This window comes from Pseudomonas sp. UTLPPB19802 (assembly GCF_059730225.1).
On the sequence record NZ_AP048545.1, the window covers coordinates 5353056 to 5373203 of the forward strand.

Below are 20148 nucleotides of genomic sequence, written 5' to 3' on the forward strand. Positions count from 1 at the left end.
GCCCGCGAATGGGCCAGTCGTCTCGGCGCAAAACACCGGCGTATTTCGCTGTGGTAGCGGGCTTCTCGGTCACAGATGGTCGCCTGCAACACCGGTTTGGACGTGACACTCACACGCATTCCCGCAGAAAATTGACGAACGCAATCGTGCGCGCTGAACGTCGCCGTTCGCTGCTGAGTACGGCGTTCACCGGCAACGCTATTGTCTGGTAGGCATCGAGCACGGTGATGACCCTGCCCTGCTCGACATCCGCAGCAAAAAGCCATTCTGGAGACAGGGCAATCCCCAGGCCGGAGATCACCATTTCGCGAATGGCTTCGCTGCTGTTGCTGGTGACATTGCCCTTGATGGGAATAGCCAACGCTTGTGCATCGCGCGTGAAGTGCCAGGTGTCGAAGTGTTCCAGCAAGGTGAAGCCGATGCAGTTATGGTCGGCCAACTCCTGGGGTTCGCGCGGCACGCCGTGATGCTTCAGGTACTCGGGGGCGACATAGACCCGTCGTGTGCTGGTGCCCAGGGGCACTGCAACCAGGCCCTCGTTCTTCACCTTTGCCGATGCGGATCGCCAGGTCGATGTTTTCCTTGAGCAGATCCTCGTTGTGATCGCTCAGCCGCAGATCAATCCGCACATCCGGGTAGCGCTGCAGGAAAACCCGGATCAGCGGCGCGATACAGGATCGTCCGTAGCTGACCGGAGCCGTGATCCGCAGGGGGCCGGCGATTTGTTCCTGGCCACTGGCAAAGCTGCGCGTGGCCGTCTCAAGGCTCCCCAGGATTTCCTGGCAGTGCTGGTAGAACCGTTGCCCCTGGTCGGTCAGTGAGAGCTGACGGGTACTGCGGGCAAACAGTGGCCCGCCCAGGTACTGCTCCAGCGCGCGCACCTGCTTGCTCACGGCCGGCTGTCCCACGTTCAGCTCTCGAGCAACTGCGGAAAACGAGCCGCGTTCTACCACGCGCGCAAAGGTGCGCATGCTGTCAAACAGATCCATGGGGAATTAGGCTCTTTCAAGGAATAGGTGATATTCAAATTTAGCTTCTTATCGGAATGCCTGGGGTACGGCAACCTGAACGCATCCACCCCATCAGAGGTTTCCGCCATGAACAACACCATGCTCGCCGCCATCGCTGAATCAGCCCAAGCACCCCTCGCCTTGCGCCAGGTTGCCCGCCCTATTCCCGGCAAGGGCCAGGTGCTGGTCAAGGTGCATGCTGCCGGGGTCAACCCACTCGATACCAAGATTGCCGCAGGCGCGGCCGCTCATGCCCGCCAACTGCCGGCCATACTCGGCCTGGATTTGGCCGGGACGGTCGTCGACGTGGGAGAAGCCGTTACCGGCTTTGCGCCGGGTGACGAGGTCTTCGGCATGGCCGGCGGGATTGGTGGGGCCCAGGGTGCGATGGCCGAATACATCGCGGTGGATGCCCGGCTGATCGCGACAAAGCCGCAGGCGCTGACCATGCGTGAGGCCGCGGCTCTGCCGCTGGTGTTCATCACGGCCTGGGAAGGACTGGTGGATCGTGCCAATGTCCGCGCCGGCCAGCGCGTGCTGGTACATGGCGGTGCAGGCGGCGTCGGCCAAATGGCCGTGCAACTGGCCAAGGCCCGCGGTGCCGAGGTCTTCGCCACCGGTTCAGCCGACAGCCTCGACTTCATTCGTTCGCTGGGAGCGACGGCGATCGACTATCGGGCTCAGAGCGTCGACAGCTATCTTGAGCAACATACCGCTGGGGAAGGTTTCGACATCGTCTATGACACGGTGGGAGGTCAAACCCTGGATGCATCGTTCCAGGCGGTGAAGAGCTACACCGGCCATGTGCTCAGTTGCCTGGGTTGGGGGGAGCATCGCCTTGCGCCGCTCTCGTTCAAAAGCGCGACCTACTCAGGGGTGTTCACTTTGCTGCCACTACTGACCGGCAAAGGACGCGAACACCATGGGGCGATTCTGCGTGAGGCGGCGGCACTGGCGGACGCCGGACAACTGAGGATCAGGGTCGATCAGCACCGCTATGCCCTGCGTGACGTCAACGAGGCGTTTCACCACGTCGCCCGAGGACAAGGAAAGGGCAAGACGGTGATCGAGTTGCTGAGTTGAGCGGGCAAGCCTGTCGCGTTGCCCGGCACGGACAGTGGACCCGCTTGGAATGCCTTTTCCCCAGCGCTGGGCTGCCGGCTAATCGCAGTTGAGAATGTCGTCCCTGGCAAAACACATCGCCAGAATCTTTCTGGACGCTTTGTCCAGGGAAACGAAGATGTGCGTTGTCCTGGGCGAGAAGGCGTTGCCCGACGGATAGGAAAGCCTGGTGAACATCACTCCCGGCGGGAGCGTCAGGTGGTTTTCCTCAATGTAATGTCTATCACGAATCCGATACTTGGGGTTGACTTCAAAGGTACTGACAACCCCCTGTTGCCTGAGCACACCCTCGATCTGTGCCATCGTACCGGCAGACCGAAGGCTGGTGTATAACGCCTCCAGCTTCACATCTTCCCGGTACGACTGCCATTTGCTCATAACGGGCATGACCACGCTGAACCCGAGCACCACGCCGAGCAGAACGGTCATGATGCTACGCAGATAGCGAAAGTCCGGCGCCCTCCCCTTGGCCTTCTGATAGGCATTTCTTGCAAACACGATGATCGGGGAAAGAAGTAGCAGGGCCAGCAGCGATAGCGCTGAACCAACGGTGGAATACCGCGCTACACCGCTTCCGTAAAACAGTCCCAGCCCATAGAGATATGAGCCATCCAGTCTCCACAACACGGGAATCGACAGGACGAAGAGCAGCAGGTAGCGGTACTTTTTTTCTGACATTTTCCTATGTCCATGACGGCAGGAACTGCGAGTGGTGCGGTCCGCAGAACAGACTTGCCAGGTGTCGCGGCGAGCGGCTCAAGCTGAAGAGTCCGATCAGGACCTTGGTCCAGGTCGCCAATGTCCGGGCATCGCCTGCCCTGGCCTCAATCAAACTCCGAGCATGGGTTAAAACCATCTTGCAGTTGAGTGACGGCGTAGAAGCGCTTCAGCTCGTCGCGCGGGTACCCGGCAAACCGAGCACTTTTCAGGTGAGGGAGGCGCACGAGAGGTTCCAGGCTGCCATCGGCAGGAACAACGCTCAACAACTCAATGTGTTGGAGTGAAGGCAGTGCGGATATCGGCTCGAGGGTATCGATCACGGTGCGTTTGCGTGACGAATCCCAGCTGGGCAATGTGGCCAGTGACAAGCTATTAAGCGCATCAAGTCCGGCCAGCGCCGAAACGTTCTGCACCTTCGGCAGGTGCAGGATCTTCAGGTACTCAAGCTGTTTCAAACCCGCCAGGAAGTCCATCGAATCGTCGGGAAGCGTGGCGATCACCAACGTTCGCAAGTTCACGCACGCTTCAATCGCTTTCAAGCTTTTGTACTTGCAATGCCATACCCGTAAGGACGTGACCTGTTCGGCAGGCACCGGAAGATTGAATTGCCTGGCCTGATCTCTCATCAAATCTATTTTCACGAAATCCCTATCGTTCTCTCACGGGCTGAAAATACGCCTGCCCTAACTCAAGCACACCGTTCCAGGCGTGCTCATCGACACAGCGCTTAGTGGTGGCATCCTTGATAGCAGTTGCCGGGGCAGACGGCGCATTAAGATTTATTAAGTTATGCGAGAGGCGGCCACGGCCTGCGAGGATGGTCTATTGAGCCTTGCGTTCGCTATCGACCCACAGCCGCCGCTGCTGGACGACAGCTACTGGCCAATGGGAGACAGTTTCTTTCCTAAAGCCAACGCCGGACCTGACTGCAGTACTGGCTGAAGTCGCTCCCGAAAAGGCTGGCAAGGGCTCGCTCCTCCGGCCCGATCTGGAAGCGGTTCATGTAGATCACGAAGCCCAGCACGCCCAGGAGTGCGGGCGGCCAGGCGAGGAATATCGACCAGGCGACCAGGACGGTAGCGAAGCCCAGGTACATGGGGTTTCGGGTGTATTGGTAGACGCCGGAACTGACTAGGGCGGAAGCCGTTTCCGGCCTCAGCGGGTTGACCGTGGTGCGCGCGCGGTGGAATGAAAATACGCCAGCCAGACAGATGGCCACACCTGCCAGCAACACGAGCAGCGCCAGACCGACACGCCACTCGATAGCCAGGTCCAGGGAACCTGGTAGGTACCGAGCAGCGAGCCACGCCAGCAGGCCGAACAGGGTTGCAACCAGCGGCGGAGGAATACGATTGTCCATGATGAATGCCTGGTAGAGAGGAGCTATCACCAGGATGAGGGCTGTAGTCACTTCAGGGTCAAGCAACATGAGCGCGATGAGGGCTCAGGGGCTGGGCCGTCTCACTGAGATCAGAGCAGTGATCATCCGTCCCGGTCGTCAGTGAGCCACTTGGTGTTTCCTGGAAAACCGGCAATCACTTTTGGTCGAGTGCAGCCGGTGACGATGGGCAGCTATCTGCCAGGAGCGCACGCTCATAACTTCTCGTGGGTTTAGGTGATTCGCCAATGACAGTTGGTTCCAGTCGCCAACCGGCAGCTCTGCTAGCTATACTCTCTCCCGTTCTTTGAGCTATGGTTTTCACCCAGTTATAGCCACTAGTGAGTTCTGGCCAACTAAAAAATTTTACGCGAGAACCATTTTATATTAAAGCTTGAGAGTAAAACATCCCCCATAACCTGCCTGCGTTAAATTCCTGCCTTCTTATTTTTCAAGGATGATTCCAAAGTGACAGAAATCACCAAACTAGAACTAATACAACAATATGGAGACATAAAGCCTAAGCTTGAAAGACTTAAAGCCAATCTTATAGCAGCATTGGAAGACATGATTGGGCAAAAAAAAGTACCTATCTTTGCAATCGAGTCCAGAGTTAAGGATGAAGAATCTTTCCTCGAAAAAATCGCGAAAAAGGAATATGAAGCGATGATCGAGAATGTCGACGACCTTTGTGGAGTTCGAGTGATCTGCTACTACCAAACCGACATAGATATAGTTTGCAAGTTGATCGACGATGAATTTCATATCGTTTCCAAAGAAGACAAGCAGGACAAATTAGATGACAATCAGTTTGGCTACAGATCCTTTCATTATGTAGTGAAGCTAAAAGATGAGTGGTTATCCCACCCTTCTGCCAGAGGCCTAGATGGACTCAAAGCAGAAATCCAGATCAGAACTATGCTTATGCATACGTGGTCTGCCATTAGCCACAAATTGCTGTACAAAAAAGTATCAGACGTGCCGTCACAGCTACTTCGAAAACTTAATCGCCTGAGCGCACTAATTGAATTGGCGGATGAGCAGTTTGATGCCATAAAAGACATGAAAATCGAATACAAAAATGATTTTCCTCGAAACAATCAAGAGTTCGACAATCTAAACGAGCTAAATTCTGATAGTCTGCTTGCCCTGCGCGATAGATACTTTAACGAGCGTAGCTACAGCGATAACAATATCCCTAGCTTATTAGAGGACATAAGGGAGGCTGGGCTAACCCTCAAAACTCTAGTTGAAAACATTGAATATACAATTCCGATATTGAATAACATGGAGAGAGAGGAAGCGGAGAGCGCAGGACTTGAGCTACCGTTATGGGAGTTTTCGGGTGTAATCAGAACGATTTTAGATCTTGTAAGCGATGATTATTATTACGGCCGAGAACACACACTACCAGATAGTGTCATAGCCTCCAGAAATAAATACCGACATATCCTAAATTTCGCAGGCACAGACGAATAGTTTAGAAATATTCTGAGCATCCGCATGGCGTCTAACATTTTTACCGAGACAATTCAGCGCCTAGCGGGCTGAGTCGCCCTTAGATATTATGACGCCATAACCGGCCGCTTTGAGTTGGAAGCCGCTGATCACTACAGGCCGCTTTCGACTCGAAGCAGCCCTTCGTGACGGGCAGAGACTGGCCAAAGGCGGTTATTCAAATGCGACGAGCATAGTCATGAGGTCACAGTTTGTTTTCATGATCGAGGGATTTTTTTAGCTCTTCAAAAACCGCGCGCTCGGTAAGTTCGGCGATCTTCATTAGCGTTTCCATTTTTTCAAAATTACTTTGATGGGAAAGTGTGAGTAACGTTGTGCCCTCATGAGCGATCTGATGTCTTGCGCCCAAAAGCGTGCTCAGTGTTGAGGTTGCTTCATCTCTTGTTAACTCTTGCGACTGCCAATTATTTGAAATTTTGTTTATACCTAGCACATCCTTAAAAAGAAGATCAATGTTTTTCGTATTCGGCGTATTGAACCTATCTATCGAATTTTCGACTTTTTGTTTCGCGACAGCTTTTAATATAGCATTCCCCTCGGAATTTTCTATTTTCCGAAATGCATACCTTGCTAAATCTTCTACAAATACCTGCCAGAAGGAAATTAGCTGAAATATGTATGATTGATTCAGAAATTGTATTTTCAACTCGAGGTTTCTAGCCTTGCTATCTGACAAATCCTTTTGGATGTGTTGAATGTACTTTATCTTTACCAAGTTTTTACTAAAGATGTGGAGAGGAGTGTATTCAAGATCAAGAATAATTGACATGGTTCGCACTGCCGAGGAATGGATTTATAGGTGTTGGATGGACCGTTCCTTGTCCATTTGGAGGAATGGCAATTTCCGATGTAACAAGCAGATTCTGACCTAGCCTTGCAAGGAAGTGAACTCCGCTGATTTTTTTAGACGTATCGGGCGGTCTGCTTCGCCGGAAGATGCCGCTCTCAAAGGTCCGATTTTGGCCGCTACCAGACGCTCGGCCTCCCATCAATTTTCGGTCAAAAAGCGTGAAAGCGCCTGCGAAAGCGCATCGAATACCAGCGTAACCCGCCGTACCCGCTTCAGGTCATGGTGCATCGCAATCCAGACATCGACCGGAAAGTCCACCAGCTCGGGCAGCACGCGCACCAGGCCATGACGTCGCGCCAGTTGGCTTGAGCATACGCCGATGCCCAAGCCGGCCCGCAGTGATGCGAACTGGGCCAGGTGGTCATCACTGCGCATGACAGCGTTCTCCCCGGTGCAGAAAAATCCTCGCTCTTTCAGGAACGTCTGCTCCGTCAGGTTACGGTCCGGGCCTATCACCGGGTATTCGTTCAATTCCTCTGCGCAACGCGGCTGCCCTCGGTGTTCGATCAATTGAGCGGTTGCATAGAGGCCAATGCGCAAGTCGCCGACATGGCGGGTCACGACCGCCGCCTCGGAGGGCCGACGAATCCGTACAGCCACATCGGCTTCCTGCAAGGCCAGGTCTTCCAGCCGGTTCGACACGCTCAGTTCAATCGCCAACTCGGGTTGGGCAGCGCGGATCTCGCCCAGCATGGGAGGCAGCACCTCGACGCCCAGCAACTGGTTGCTGGTCACGCGCACGGTTCCGCCTTGCCCATTGGCCTGCGCAGACGCGGCGCGGGTGAACGCTTCGGCAGCCAGGGCCATCGCTTGCGCATGCTCGATCAACTCTCGGGCGGTGTCTGTGGGCATCAAGCCGGCCGGCGAGCGGATGAACAGGCTGGTCCCCACACTCTGTTCCAGCGAGTCGATTCGTCGTCGCGCGGTGGCCTGGGCGATGCCCAGTGCACGGGCTGCGGCCGACAGGCTGCCGGTTCGCAGCACAGCCAGGAACACGCGCTGGGTTTCCCACTGAAGTGGCGGGATGTTCATACATTTCCTATGAGCTGGTAGTAATGTTTGATCAATTTTAATCAAGTTGAATACGAGGCATGCTTACCCAGTCGATGGTTGGCATCAAGCATCGAGTGTTGAAAACCAGGGAAATTGCCTATGAAACTTGCCGGTGGTTGCCGTTGCGGCGCCGTATCTTATCGTTCAGACAGCGACATGCAGGTCGCTGTTTACGCCTGTCATTGCCAGTTCTGCCAAACCTGGAGCGGCAGCAGCTTTGCGCTGCACGCCTTGCTACACAGTGAAGCGTTCGTGCTGCAAGGTCCGACTGTGGAATATGCCTATGAAAACCAGGGCCACACCTCGCGTCACCACCTGTGCGCCACCTGTCATACGCGCATTTACAACACCACAACCGCAGCCCCCGGCCTCTGGGTGTTGCGCGCCGGTACGCTTGAGGAGCGCAGCTCGTTGAGCCCGATGGCGCATATCTGGGTCAAGCACAAGCAACCCTGGCTGAACCTGCCCGACAACATCGCCACCTGGCCGGAAAGCCCGACGCCCGAGGAATTTGGAGCCGTGTTGAACGCAGGCCAGTCCTGACCGAGTGGAGGTAGCGATGATCATTGACGACTTCTGTGCAACCGGCCGTTGCCGCTGTGGCCAGGTGACGTTCGAGGTGCGTTCGCAACCGGTGATGACCAGCGCGTGTCACTGCACCGGCTGCCAGAAGATGTCAGGGAGTGCCTTCTCCTTGACGGCGCTGTTTCCGGCCGACGCCTTCTCCATCACCCAGGGCTCGCCCGTGATCGGTGGCATGCATGGCGCGACCCGACACTTTTTCTGTCCCCACTGCTTGTCCTGGCTGTTCACTCGGCCTGCCGGAAAGGATGCCTTCGTGGGCGTGCGCAGCAGCCTGCTGGACAGCGCCGAGCGTTACGCGCCGTTCATGGAAACCTGGACGCGAGAAAAACTGACCTGGGCCAGCACCGGGGCAAAGGTCAGTTACGAGGCCTTTCCCGAGCCACAGGATTATTCTGCGTTGATGGCTGCGTTTGCCGCGATGGGTTCGGGATCTAATAGTTAGCGGTAGCAGCTATCAAGACAAGGCTAACCATCACGTCACGGCTGAGCGTGGTGCCGATAGTCGCCTGCACACGGAAACCTCTACAATCCGCATCCCAACGTTCAAGGATGCCCGCGTGATGCGTTTTCTTTCCGTGTTGTTATTGATTCTGCCTTCCCTGGCGTGGGCGCTGCCGGCGCTGAAGGACACCGAGCTTTACAGCAGCAAGGCGACGGACTGTCACGATGTGGATCTCAAGACCTGGCAACACCCGGCGCGCGCTGTTCTGGAAAAACATCACATCAAGCTGGAACGGGTTCAGTTGTGCAATGGTGACCACTACCCTGTCTTCACCGGGCAAGTGCCATACGATCCGACTGGGCAAACGAAAAACTTTTTCCTTCCGCTCTACGAGGAAATGCGCAAAGCCAATGGGAAATGGCCGTACGCAATCGTGGCCAGCAGTGACGATATCGTGGTTTACGTCAGCTACCCGGCCAGTGATGGGATTTCGCTGGATTACGAGCAGTATGCGGAGTAGTACCGATATGGACATCAATCTACTGACCGAGTCCATGCTTGGTCACTGGCGTACTCCCTCGGGTGTTTGGCAATGCGAGTTCCAGTTCGGCAGCCGATTGATTTACGTCCAGCACCGCGATAACGAGTCACCGCACTTCAGAGTTGCCGCCGCACAACGCGTGGTTCAGGCCACGTGGGATGACATGCCCCAGGCAGTGAAGTTTGCCGAACAGCACTGCAAGGCGCAGATGCCCGAACTCATGCGGCTGTACGAAACCCACATGCCGTGGGAGTCTCCGTTGTTGGTGTACTCGATCCACTTCGATCTCGACAAGCCTTACCCTAGCTATACCCTTTCCAAGAACCATGATTTCGATTGGGATCGCATTCTGATCGACGTAGATGAACTGGGCCAGGAACACAGCATTTGCATGGAGCAATATGAGCCAGGAGATGACTTTTGGCTTCATGTTACGCGTGTGGGGTTTCAGCAGTTCGAGCTTGAGGGTTAGCTCGGCAATCAGACATGCGCACCACAGGTCGATGATGGTCGTTTGCCAATGCTATCCGCTTGTTGACCCGATCAGCATAATGCCCCCCCTTTCTCCACTCCTTACGCACGACAAGGACTGCCGGCATGCGAACACTCAACACACTTCTCCCGGGCCTTGCCCTGGCGCTGAGCTCGGCCGCCTATTCAACCGAGAACGACGCGGTTACCCAGGAATGGATGTATTTGATCAGGGCAGACTTCCCAGAGGGTTGTGTGACTCAGTTGAACCCATATTTATCGACCACCGGGGCGAACGGCGTGCGCACCAGTGCATGGCTTGTGCAAACCTGCCAGGGCAGTTACGAATACGGTGCAAGCTACCGTCCAGCGGCCACGCGTTCAAATGGGAAACTGATCAGCGTAAGTCGCGTGCGCAAGCTCGACATGCCTCCTGCGCAGTTGAAACGCCTTTAGTCTCTCTAGGTTAATGATCCTTTTGAGCGCGTGTCACGAGGGCTGATATGTTGCTCGCGCATCTGGTCGCGTCCAATCGACGCGACACCATCAAGGAAGAGAAAAACAATGAAAACAGTACTCGGCTTCGTGCTTCTTATCTGCCTGAACGTACCTGCATTCGCAGACTACAAGACCATCGATTTTCAGAACAAGACACTACCGGACGAGCACAATCATCGCCCGCTGGAACTGGTCGTCTGGTATCCGAGCACAACCACCGCCACACCGCAGTTGATCGCCGATACTGCGGTCTTCGTCGGTGACGTTGCCGTACGCGATGCGCTGCCGGCCGCCGGCGCGCATCCATTGGTGGTGCTTTCCCACGGCTATCGCGGTAACTGGGGGAACCAGTCATGGATGGCCAGTGCACTGGCTCACCAGGGTTACATCGTGGCCGCGGTCAACCACCCCGGCACGACCACCCGCGATCGCAACCCAGCGGCTGCCGCACAGTTGTGGCAGCGGCCCATCGACCTGCAGCGTGCCATTGATGCGGTCGTGGCTCAGCCAAGTCAGTATGGATCGGTGGCGAAAGGTCAAATTGCGGTGGTGGGACATTCACTCGGTGGCTGGACCGCGCTGGAAATAGCCGGTGCCCGGTTCGACTCCAAGCGTTTTCTTCAGGAATGCGCCACCCATCCGCAATTGTCCAGTTGCAGCGTTTACAAACAGATCAACCCTGACAGCGACCCCTCCTCGAAAGCTCGACTGAACAGTGACCAGAGAGACAAACGCGTCACCGCCATCGTCACCTTGGACCTGGGCCTGTCACGCGGCATGACCAATGAAAGCCTGGCAACGCTGCCGGTGCCGGCACTGGTGATCGCGGCGGGCGCGCCTTCCGAAGATCTCCCTGCACAGTTGGAGTCTACCGACCTGGCCAAACGACTGCCTCCGGCAACCAGTCGTTATGTCGAGATCAAGGACGCCAGCCACTTCAGCTTCTTGTCGATGTGCAAACCTGGCGCAATGGCGTTGCTCGAAGAAGACGCGCCCGGCGATGGAGTCATTTGTCGGGACGGTGATAACGCTCGACCGCGGGCGTTGATCCAATCGCAGATTAACTCGCTGATCACCGAGTTTCTGGCGCAGTCATTTTACAACTGACGATTGATGGCTCGATTGACGGTTGGTGCTTGGCGAGTGCCAACTGGATGCAATGGGTCGAAAGCGAAGGCTCACATGCGACCGCTATCGGCCCAAGACTGCCGTTGGTGAAAGGCAGCAACCGGCCAAAAGGAGACCTTCGTCACTGGCAGCTACCGACGTCACGAGGCGCAGGTGGCGGAGGCATCAGTGAATTTCCGTTTCTAATGAGTTATTCGCCTGAGAGCTGTGAATGGCTTTCCACGAAGTGCCGCAGGACTGCTTTGGCGTCTGGTGTCTCCTGAAGGGCGCTGATCATTTGAGTCAGATCACGCTGTTCTGCAATCAGTATGGCGGCTCGGCGCCGGATCATCGCTTCAAGGTGAGCCGGGGTGAATTCAGGATGATATTGGGTGGACATCGCATGGCGACCATAGCGAATGATCTGGTGCGGGTCATGGTTTGAGCGCGCCAGTGCGACGGCACCTTCAGGGAGCTTAACGACAGTCTGTTCATGAGTGAGATGAGCCGGGAAGCGCACTGGCCAGCGTCTCAACATCTCGTCTTGCGCTGCATTGGGTAACAGTTGAATGATCTCACAACCTACTTCACGTCCATCGGTGTGATAGTCAACAACGCCGCCCAAGGCATGAGCCATGAGTTGATGACCGTAGCACACGCCGAATAACGGCATCTCGATGACCATGGCTTCACGAATCCACTCAGCCACGTATTCGCTCCACGGCTCCCGGTCAGTGACCATGGCCCATGAGCCAGTGATGATCGCGATACAATCCTTGCTGGGGGCAGGTAACCGCTCGCCTTCAAAGGCTCGAATCACGGTCAACTCATCATGTGATGCCCCTATGGCTTTTGCAAACCAGGATGGCAGGTCGCCGAGCTGGTCGCGGATCTCCGCCGGAGGTGTACCGACCTGAACGATGAGAGGCCTGGATAAATTCAAGGATACCTACCGCTATTGAGGGAGTGGGCCAAGGATGCATTTTGGGAAGGATCAATGACCCAGCGCAAACTCGATTCCTGCTTCGATATGAATGGCCGTCGAGTCGAAGCCAGGCAGCGCAAGGTTGTCCGTTTCCAGGATCAGGCAGATCTCGGTACACCCGAAAATGACAGAGTCAGCGCCTTGAGCTTTGGCTTGCTCGATCAGAGATACAAGCACTGCCCGTGATTCATCGCTAACAATGCCCAGGCTGAGTTCATTGAAAATGATGTCGTGGATCTGACTCCGACCTGCACTATCGGGAACGAGAACCTCAACGCCGTGCCCCTGCATGCGGGCGGGGTAGAAACCGTTTTCCATGGTGTAGCGGGTCGCGATCAGCAACGGCCTTTTATGCCCTGCGGCCTTGAGCCTGTCTGCCACGACGTCGACGATGTGGATGAAGGGCAGTGAGGTGGCTGCCATCACGGCGTCGGCCACCAGGTGCATGGTCACCGCGCAGATCATCACGCAGTCAGCACCTGCGTTTTCCAGGCTACGGGCTACTTCAGCCAACTCGCGTCCAGCCTCATCCCATTGGCTAGCCTTCTGTTTGTCGACAATGGTCTGGAAATCCACCGAATGCAGCAACACCTGAGCCGAGTGCAGTCCGCCCAGTCGCTTGTTGATCCCGCGATTCAATTCCCGGTAGTACACCGCGGAGCCTTCGTAGCTCATCCCACCGATCAGACCAATCTTGCGCATCTGGCGTTGCTCCCTCTTTGCGTTTGCCGTTCGCTGAACAGCGGAAACGTTCAGCACATATCGAGGTGAGTGTATGCTGCTGAGCTATTCTCAGATAATGAATAATCAGCATATGGAATTCTCAGAATGAGAAACCTGGATCTGGACTCGCTGCAAATATTCAAAGCCGTGGTGGACTACGGCAGTGTCACGAATGCGGCGGCTCAGCTCAACCGCGTGCAATCGAACATCACCACCAGAGTGAAGAATCTGGAGGAGCGTCTGGGTGTGGTGCTTTTCCATCGCCAGAGTGGAAAGCTGATTCCTACGGATGAAGGGCTGCTTCTGCATCAATATGCCGAGAAATTGCTACGCCTCTCCATAGAGGCAGAGAGTGCGCTGAAGCGCGGCATTCTGGAGGGCGTACTGCGGATAGGCACACTCGAAAGCACCGCCGCCGCAAGACTGCCTCCACTGCTGTCGAGCTATCACGAGCGGTTCCCGGATGTTCAGATTGAGCTGGTGTCCGGATCAACCGACTCGTTGATTGCTCAGGTTCATCGAGGTGAACTTGAAGCCTCGTTCGTCTCGGATCCTTTCACGACGGCTGGCCTGGAAAGCCAGGAGGTTTTCGTCGAGGAGCTGGCGCTGATCGTCGCCAGGAACAGTCCGATTGTGAGTGCCCGAGCACTTGAGGGAGCGACGATTATCGCTTTTGCCAAAGGATGCTCGTTCAGGCGAGTTCTGGAGAACTGGCTAGAGACGTGCGAACTCGTACCCACCCGAGTGCTGGAACTCGCCTCCTATCATGCGATATCAGCGTGTGTGGCGGCGGGGACCGGCGTGGCAATCATGCCGCAGTCGGTGCTCAAAGCCGTGCAGGTCGAAAACCTGGTCAAGGCTCTCCCGCTGCCGCCCAGGTTTGCACGTGTCCGAACTCATTTGGTCTGGCGGTCTGGCTACGAATCGCGCCTGCTGGAATCCATTCGGAATGAGAGCGCCAGATACCGAGGAGCTTCCACGTAAGTAGTTTTCTGCCAACGTCCGCTTCTGGCCGTTAGCAGCCCTCCGCCAAGCGCAGCTACAACGACTCAGTAGACCTGCCGACCGACGATATCTTCAGTACTGCACACCCTGCGTCAGTCCACCATCGACCAGCAAGGTGGTCCCAGTGATGAAACTCGCAGCAGGGCTCGCCAGGAAGACCGTGGCGTTCGCGACTTCCTTGGGCGTGGCCATGCGCCCCATGGGGTTCGCTGCCAGACATTGGGCAAAGGCCACTGGGTCGTCACGCTCGATGGAGCCCCAGACACCATCGGCGAAGTAGACATTGCCAGGCGCCACGGTATTGACCCTGATGCCTTCGCTGGCATGGCGCGCCGAGAGGGTCTTGCCGTAGTGGGTCAGTGCCGCCTTGAGCACGCCGTAGGGCTCGGCAAATCTGTCGATCTCTCGGCCAGACACACTGGAGATCAACACCACCGCCGCCGCCGATGAACGCTTCAGGTAAGGAAGCGCCGTATTTACCAGGCTCACCGTCCCCAGCAGGTCGATATCGAACGCCTTGCGCCAGGTCGCCAAGTCCCCACCACCGGCCAATGCGCTGACATTGGGGATGACGATATCGATGCCGCCCATCTGCTCGGCGCTCTGGCGTAACCAGTCAATCACTTGGGCGGGGTCCGACACGTCAGCGACGTAGCCTCTTGCCCTCTCGCCCAGCACCGCTTGCGCCTCGCGAACGGCGTGCTCTTGCCTGGCACAGAAGCTCACTTGGGCGCCCTCTTCCAACATGCTCTCGACGATGGCTCGACCGATACCACGTGTTCCACCACTGACCAGAACAGACTTACCCTTGAGCTGAAGATCCAATGCGTTCACCCTTGCAGTCATGACTTTTGCGCAGGATAACGCCCTGTCGCGCAAGTGCGGCGGTGCTGCCGCAAGACTCATCGCAAGATTCGTCATTGCCGAAAAAATGAGTATTTTTACCGTGCAGGAGCCCGCACATTGACCACCCGCAGCCGCCAGATTCAATCAGTGGAAAGGGCCATGGGCCTGCTTGAGCAATTGCGTGACTTCCCCCAGGGTGCAAGGCTGGCAGAGCTGTGCGCCGCCAATGGCCTGACCAAAAGCACAGCCCATGGACTGCTCGATACCCTGGTGGAGTTGGGCTATGTGAGCCACCAGAACAGCCGCTACTGGCTGGGTAACCGGGTCAGGTCGCTGGCTCGATCGCCTCACGATCCAGCACAGCGGATCCGCGAATTGTTCAGTCCGGCGTTGCATGCCTTCAATGAGCTATGTGAGGCCGACTGCTTTCTGGCCGTGGCCAGCGGCACCCGCTCGTACCTGACGCTGGAAGCAGTGGACCGTGACGGCGTGGCGTTCGAGCCCACTGTCGATAACCAACGCGACGCCCTCTGCACCTCCGCCGTGGGAAAAATATTGCTGGCCCATGATGAGCAATTGGCGAGACGGATTCGGCGCGAAGGGGCAATAGATCGATCCCTGGAGGGAGACCTGGCGCTGGTGCGTAATATCGGTTTCGCGGTCGATCATCAAGCATCCCTGCCTGGCTTGAACTGCATGGCTATTCCTCTAAGACTGCAAGGCCGGGTAGTCGGTGCCTTGGGGGCAAGCGGAAGAGCAAGCGCATTGCGCCCGGCGCTGTTGCAGCTCAAGGCCAAGCGAGCGTTGAGGCAACTTTATGACGTGGTTAAATACTGAAACCGCATCAGGCACCGCGCCAATGGGCTCCTGCGCATTCGCAAGACGAGGGGCTTTGTCGCTGGTCAGTCTCACCAGGCCGGCGCCTGCGCGGGAGATCCTCAAGAGGAAGCAACACGTTGAAAACACTCAGTGAAATGTTCAGCACCCTGCGCTTATGTAATAATATTACATAACAATTTTGTTAGGGATTTCATTTTGCGTGCCTTCATCCGACTCGGTGGTGTTCCTGCCGGTCTCCTCAGCTTTTCATGCCTTGCACAGCCCGCTGCCACGATGGAGCTCGAAGCCACCGTCGTAGATGGGCAATATCATCAGGAAACCGCCGAGGGGCCGGTTGTGGGCTATCGTGCCACGCGCTCGGCCACCGCGACCAAGACCGACAGCGAACTGCGCGAGGTGCCTCAGGCCATCAGCGTGGTACCTGCCAAGGTGCTGCAGGACCTGGGCAGCGCCAACGTCGAACGCGCCCTCGATTACGCCGGTGGCGTTTCCAAGCAGAACAACTTCGGTGGTTTGACGCTGTATGAATACAGCGTGCGAGGCCTTACCACTTCGGAGTTCTACCGCGATGGTTTCAGCGCCAACCGCGGTTATCCCAACAGCCCGGACGGTGCCACCCTGGAGCGGGTCGAGGTACTCAAGGGGCCGGCCTCCAGCCTTTACGGCCGTGGCGATCCGGGGGGCTTGGTCAACCTGGTGAGCAAGAAGCCGCAGGACGATACCTTCGCCCGTTTCTCTGCGAGCGCCGGTAGCTGGGACCGTTACCGCGGCACCATGGATGTCAACGGTGCCTTGGACGACCAGCACAATCTGCTCGGCCGCCTCAATGTGGTGTCTGAAAACAATGGCAGCTTCCGCGACCACGTCGGTAACGAAAAATACCTGGTGGCCCCGAGCCTGAGCTGGCAGTTGAATCCGGACACGCGCCTGCTGATAGAAACCGAATTCGTGCGTAACAACAGCGTCTTCGACCGTGGTCTGGTCGTGCCGCAGGATGGACGCTCGGCGCCCTCGCGCTCGACCTTCCTCGGCGAGCCCAACGACGGCCATATCGATAACGACAACGACCTGCTGCAGGTACGCCTGGAGCATTACCTCAATGATGACTGGCAACTGCGTGTGGCCAGCCACTACAAAAGCGGCTTGCTCAATGGTGCCGCTACCGAGGCTCGGCGTTTCAGCAGTGCCGACAGCAGCCTGCTGCAGCGGCGCTACCGGCAGCGCGACATGGACTGGAACGACAGCATCAGTCAGGCCGAACTGCTGGGTAAACTACAGACCGGCAGTATCGAGCACCAGTTGCTGATAGGCGTGGAGTACGAAAACTATCGACTCAGCCAGCGGGTCACGTCCAGCAACTCGCCGGACAGCTATGCAGTCAATCCCTACAATCCGATCTATGGTCAGGCCAAGCCGAGCGATGCCAACACCGGTACCGACTACACCGAGCAGACCAGGAACTACGCCCTCAACCTTCAGGATCAACTGCTGCTGACGGACAACCTGCGCGGCGTGCTGGGCATGCGCGTGGACCGTGTCGAACAGGACAACCACAACCAGCGTCCTGGTGGCACCGACAGCCGGCAAACCCACAACGAAGTGACCGGTCGGGCCGGCCTGCTTTACCAACTGACCCCGCAAGTCGGTCTGTTCGGCAACGTCTCCACCACCTTCAAGCCCAACAGTGGCCTGAGTCGTACTGGCAAGACGTTCGATCCCGAGGAAGGTATCGGCTACGAGGCGGGTACCAAGCTCGAACTGTTCGACGGTCGCCTGGATGCCACCCTGGCCGCGTTCCACATCGAGAAGAAGAACGTGCTTTCCGCTGACCCGATTGACCCGAACTACAACCGTACTTCGCAACAAGTACGCAGCCAGGGTATCGATCTGCAGGTGACCGGTCAGCTCACCGACGCGCTGCGCCTGATCGGTAGCTACGCCTACATCGATGCCGAGACCACCAAGGACGAGCAAGACACGCCCAAGGGCAGCCGCCTGCTCGGTGTTGCCAAGCACAGCGGCAGCCTGCTGGGCGTCTACGAGTTCCAGAACGGCTGGCTGCGCGGTTCGGATATCGGTGCCGCAGTCAATTACGTGGGTGATCGCTCCGGCAACTCGAACGACAGCGGCTTCGAACTGCCCTCCTACACCACCGTCGACCTGCTGGCGCACTACAAGGTCAGCGAACAGGTCACGCTGGGGGTGAACGTCAACAACCTCTTCGACGAAAAATATTACGAGCGGGCCTATGACTGGTACTGGGTCATGCCAGGCGAGCCGCGCAATGTGATGTTCAGCGTCAATTACAACCTTTGAGCCAAGGGTTGAATCGCAGCTATTCGGGCTCGGGTTCGGGGTCGTGAGGATCCCGGCCTGAGCAGGGGCTACCACGCTTTGTCCGTCGTCTGTCAGGCGTTCGAGGCGGTTTTCGGCAGGCGGTCCGAGTGCCGCCTCTGGTCGGGCGCTCGGCATGCTCGGCGTCCAGCCCCATATTTTCTTAGGCCCGTTTGAAGAAAAGGCCGAGGCGCAAAACATGCTCAATTACCTGAAGTCCGACCATGACCTAGATGGGCTGGTGACGTGGCGGTCAGTGACCCGGTAGCCATACACACTCACCTCTGGGCATGATCAAAATGTCTGCTTCCCTGCAGATGGTATGCTCCCCTGCCGATTTTCCCCGATCAAGTTGACGCCCGAATGGATATCGAAGAAATCAAGCTGCGCCTGGCAAGGCCAGCCACAAAATTTGTCGCCGGTGGATTTCGCCCCACCCATGCGCACGACGAAAGCTGGCTGGGCAAGGTCTTCCTGTTCCGACCTGATGAAACCATCCCTGTGAACGCCGCGGGTGAGCAAATGCTGCCCTATGCGCAGTTTCACCTGCCCAGCCTGCCGTACACCTGCCCGGCACTGGCCAACGTTCGTGTACTCACCTTATTCATTTCCAGGGAGTTTCCAGAGCACTTTGAGCCCATGGGCGAAAACTGGTTGATCAGGGAGTACGGCGAGACCGATGTCCTGGTCAACAAGTCGCTTTGCGTGGCTGACTCACCGCTCAAGGCTTTTCCCTTGAAGGCCGAGTTGATGGAAGACTTTCCGTTATGGGATGGCGGTGGCGTTCCCGAAGCGCTTGAAGATGAAATACTCGAACTCGAGCGGGCCGGGACGATAGACAGTTACTACGACCTGATCACCCATGTTTACGAGCACAAGATCGGCGGCTATCCCTCGTTTTGCCAGTCGGGCGTTGACCCAGGGGAGGGGTTCGAGTTCGTGTTCCAGGTGTCGTCCGATGCCAAGATCCAGTTGAACGTGGTGGACAACGGCAGCCTGATGTTCTGGAAACATGCGGTGACGGGGGAATGGCAGCTTTACTACGACTTCTACTGAGGGAGTTTTCGCCATATTGGTTGAACCGGCCCCTTCTCGTATCATCAGCGCACTCTATCTGGAATGGTTTACGTGAAGTCGTCACCTGGAAGTATTTCGCCTGCCCCTGCTGCTCCCCAAGGCCCCAAATGGGATGCTGGCGAGGCTGTCGGCCAGCTCTCGTGGGACGATTTGCGGATCATCAAGACCCTGAGTGATTGTGGTAATCGCGCGGACACGGCCAAGAAACTCGGCATCAATGTCTCCACCGTGTCGCGGCGGCTCTCTCAGGTTGAGAAATCACTCGGGGTGGCGCTATTCGATCACCGAAAGGCGGGCTACCTGCTGACGGCCGAAGGTGCGGAGTTGCGTGCGCTGGCCGAGCGCGTCGAGCTGGATATCGTCAGTGTCACCCGCAGGGTTTCCCGTGCCGGCCAGGGGCCTCTGGGAAAACTGCGCATCACGACCAGCGACTCACTGCTCCTGTACTTTCTCACCCCGATCATTGCGAATTTCAAAGCCCTCAACGAAGGCATCACGATTGAAGTGCTGGTGGGCAACCAGACGTTGAGCCTGGCCAGGGATGAGTCGGATATTGCCGTGCGTGCCACTCGAAAGCCGGCGGACACGCTGGTGGGTCGCAAGCTGGCCAATATCGCCTGGGCCCCTTATGGCACCGTCAAGCAGGCGGTCACTGCCGATCCCTTCACGGAGGGCCAGTCATGGGTGTCCTACTCCGGCGGCTTACAGGGTTTGAAGGCGACGAACCATGTCGAGTGCCGGGTGGCCCCGGAGCGTATCTCGTACCGCACCGACTCGGTTGCCGCCGCCAGCGCGGCCATCGCGGCCGGCCTGGGTTTTGGTTTTCTGCCCTGCATGCTGGGCGACATCACCCCAGGGTTGGTTCGCGTCGGCCCTGTGGTGCGCGAGCTGCAGGACGAGCTATGGCTGCTCACCCACCAGGACATCAGGAAGTCCTGGCGGGTCAAGGCCTTCATGACCTTCTGCGCAGCGGCCGTGGCCGACCTGAAGCCCCTCGTGGAAGGACATCAGCCTTTCCAGGCCTCGTAGGTCGTAACTCGGGC

At 57.1% G+C, this 20148-nt stretch carries 23 protein-coding genes; 13 read left to right on the plus strand and 10 right to left on the minus strand.

What is annotated here, in order from left to right:
• Positions 1–109 precede the first annotated feature (109 nt).
• On the minus strand, positions 110–460 hold the full coding sequence (locus AC6I6U_RS23135) for a substrate binding domain-containing protein (RefSeq protein ID WP_497878347.1): 351 nt from the start codon (positions 458–460) through the stop codon (positions 110–112).
• Entirely contained in the window at positions 426–989 is a 564-nt protein-coding gene (locus AC6I6U_RS23140) for a LysR family transcriptional regulator (protein ID WP_497878348.1), read from the minus strand. The genes AC6I6U_RS23135 and AC6I6U_RS23140 overlap by 35 nt, the downstream gene beginning before the upstream one ends.
• A 108-nt stretch (positions 990–1097) precedes the next feature.
• Here AC6I6U_RS23140 and AC6I6U_RS23145 point away from each other — a divergent pair, with 108 nt between their 5' ends.
• Positions 1098–2093 carry a zinc-dependent alcohol dehydrogenase family protein gene (locus AC6I6U_RS23145; RefSeq protein ID WP_497878349.1) on the plus strand — a complete coding sequence of 332 codons (996 nt, stop codon included), beginning with the start codon at positions 1098–1100 and terminating at the stop codon, positions 2091–2093.
• Positions 2094–2171: 78 nt separating this feature from the next.
• On the opposite strand, the gene AC6I6U_RS23150 is transcribed toward AC6I6U_RS23145, so the two are convergent.
• The 3 genes from AC6I6U_RS23150 to AC6I6U_RS23160 all read right to left on the minus strand — a co-directional run bounded on the left by AC6I6U_RS23150 (position 2172) and on the right by AC6I6U_RS23160 (position 4212).
• A complete protein-coding gene (locus tag AC6I6U_RS23150; RefSeq protein WP_497878350.1) occupies positions 2172–2810 on the minus strand; it encodes a hypothetical protein in 639 nt (212 codons plus the stop codon).
• A 146-nt stretch (positions 2811–2956) separates the two neighbouring features.
• Entirely contained in the window at positions 2957–3493 is a 537-nt protein-coding gene (locus tag AC6I6U_RS23155) for a hypothetical protein (protein ID WP_497878351.1), read from the minus strand.
• Between the two features lie 263 nt (positions 3494–3756).
• Positions 3757–4212 (minus strand): methyltransferase family protein, encoded by a 456-nt coding sequence (locus AC6I6U_RS23160; RefSeq protein WP_497878352.1) that lies wholly within the window; start codon positions 4210–4212, stop codon positions 3757–3759.
• Positions 4213–4698: 486 nt separating this feature from the next.
• Between AC6I6U_RS23160 and AC6I6U_RS23165 the strand changes: the two genes are divergently transcribed.
• Positions 4699–5709, plus strand: coding sequence for a GTP pyrophosphokinase (locus tag AC6I6U_RS23165; RefSeq protein ID WP_497878353.1), 1011 nt, complete (start codon positions 4699–4701; stop codon positions 5707–5709).
• A 223-nt stretch (positions 5710–5932) separates the two neighbouring features.
• Here the strand turns inward: AC6I6U_RS23165 and AC6I6U_RS23170 are convergent, their stop codons facing one another.
• Positions 5933–6517, minus strand: coding sequence for a HEPN domain-containing protein (locus AC6I6U_RS23170; RefSeq protein ID WP_497878354.1), 585 nt, complete (start codon positions 6515–6517; stop codon positions 5933–5935).
• Between the two features lie 219 nt (positions 6518–6736).
• Complete coding sequence (locus AC6I6U_RS23175) at positions 6737–7630, minus strand: LysR family transcriptional regulator (protein WP_497878355.1); 894 nt, start codon at positions 7628–7630, stop codon at positions 6737–6739.
• A 120-nt stretch (positions 7631–7750) separates the two neighbouring features.
• On the opposite strand from AC6I6U_RS23175, the gene AC6I6U_RS23180 reads away from it, so the two are divergent.
• The 6 genes from AC6I6U_RS23180 (at position 7751) to AC6I6U_RS23205 (ending at position 11295) form a co-directional block, all read left to right on the plus strand.
• Positions 7751–8194: a GFA family protein gene (locus AC6I6U_RS23180; protein WP_497878356.1), complete on the plus strand. Its 444-nt coding sequence runs from the start codon at positions 7751–7753 to the stop codon at positions 8192–8194.
• Positions 8195–8210: 16 nt separating this feature from the next.
• A complete protein-coding gene (locus AC6I6U_RS23185) occupies positions 8211–8678 on the plus strand; it encodes a GFA family protein (protein ID WP_497878357.1) in 468 nt (155 codons plus the stop codon).
• Positions 8679–8796: 118 nt separating this feature from the next.
• Positions 8797–9198 (plus strand): hypothetical protein, encoded by a 402-nt coding sequence (locus AC6I6U_RS23190; protein ID WP_497883085.1) that lies wholly within the window; start codon positions 8797–8799, stop codon positions 9196–9198.
• Between the two features lie 7 nt (positions 9199–9205).
• Entirely contained in the window at positions 9206–9691 is a 486-nt protein-coding gene (locus AC6I6U_RS23195; RefSeq protein ID WP_497878358.1) for a hypothetical protein, read from the plus strand.
• Positions 9692–9816: 125 nt separating this feature from the next.
• Positions 9817–10146 carry a hypothetical protein gene (locus AC6I6U_RS23200; protein WP_497878359.1) on the plus strand — a complete coding sequence of 110 codons (330 nt, stop codon included), beginning with the start codon at positions 9817–9819 and terminating at the stop codon, positions 10144–10146.
• 108 nt (positions 10147–10254) lie between these two features.
• Positions 10255–11295, plus strand: coding sequence for an alpha/beta hydrolase family protein (locus AC6I6U_RS23205; protein WP_497878360.1), 1041 nt, complete (start codon positions 10255–10257; stop codon positions 11293–11295).
• Positions 11296–11506: 211 nt separating this feature from the next.
• On the opposite strand, the gene AC6I6U_RS23210 is transcribed toward AC6I6U_RS23205, so the two are convergent.
• Positions 11507–12238 carry a glutamine amidotransferase gene (locus AC6I6U_RS23210; protein WP_497878361.1) on the minus strand — a complete coding sequence of 244 codons (732 nt, stop codon included), beginning with the start codon at positions 12236–12238 and terminating at the stop codon, positions 11507–11509.
• 51 nt (positions 12239–12289) lie between these two features.
• Complete coding sequence (locus AC6I6U_RS23215; protein ID WP_497878362.1) at positions 12290–12982, minus strand: aspartate/glutamate racemase family protein; 693 nt, start codon at positions 12980–12982, stop codon at positions 12290–12292.
• 126 nt (positions 12983–13108) lie between these two features.
• Here AC6I6U_RS23215 and AC6I6U_RS23220 point away from each other — a divergent pair, with 126 nt between their 5' ends.
• The gene (locus tag AC6I6U_RS23220; RefSeq protein WP_497878363.1) at positions 13109–13987 is read left to right on the plus strand and encodes a LysR family transcriptional regulator; all 879 of its coding nucleotides are present in this window, start codon (positions 13109–13111) and stop codon (positions 13985–13987) included.
• 93 nt (positions 13988–14080) lie between these two features.
• On the opposite strand, the gene AC6I6U_RS23225 is transcribed toward AC6I6U_RS23220, so the two are convergent.
• Positions 14081–14842 (minus strand): SDR family NAD(P)-dependent oxidoreductase, encoded by a 762-nt coding sequence (locus AC6I6U_RS23225; protein ID WP_497878364.1) that lies wholly within the window; start codon positions 14840–14842, stop codon positions 14081–14083.
• Positions 14843–14971: 129 nt separating this feature from the next.
• Here AC6I6U_RS23225 and AC6I6U_RS23230 point away from each other — a divergent pair, with 129 nt between their 5' ends.
• The 4 genes from AC6I6U_RS23230 to AC6I6U_RS23245 all read left to right on the plus strand — a co-directional run bounded on the left by AC6I6U_RS23230 (position 14972) and on the right by AC6I6U_RS23245 (position 20134).
• Complete coding sequence (locus AC6I6U_RS23230) at positions 14972–15691, plus strand: IclR family transcriptional regulator (RefSeq protein WP_497878365.1); 720 nt, start codon at positions 14972–14974, stop codon at positions 15689–15691.
• A 195-nt stretch (positions 15692–15886) separates the two neighbouring features.
• Positions 15887–18010, plus strand: a complete 2124-nt coding sequence (locus tag AC6I6U_RS23235) for a TonB-dependent siderophore receptor (RefSeq protein ID WP_497883086.1) — start codon at positions 15887–15889, stop codon at positions 18008–18010.
• Positions 18011–18391: 381 nt separating this feature from the next.
• Positions 18392–19084 carry a DUF1963 domain-containing protein gene (locus AC6I6U_RS23240; RefSeq protein ID WP_497878366.1) on the plus strand — a complete coding sequence of 231 codons (693 nt, stop codon included), beginning with the start codon at positions 18392–18394 and terminating at the stop codon, positions 19082–19084.
• A 63-nt stretch (positions 19085–19147) separates the two neighbouring features.
• Positions 19148–20134 (plus strand): LysR family transcriptional regulator, encoded by a 987-nt coding sequence (locus AC6I6U_RS23245; RefSeq protein WP_497878367.1) that lies wholly within the window; start codon positions 19148–19150, stop codon positions 20132–20134.
• Positions 20135–20148: the final 14 nt, after the last annotated feature.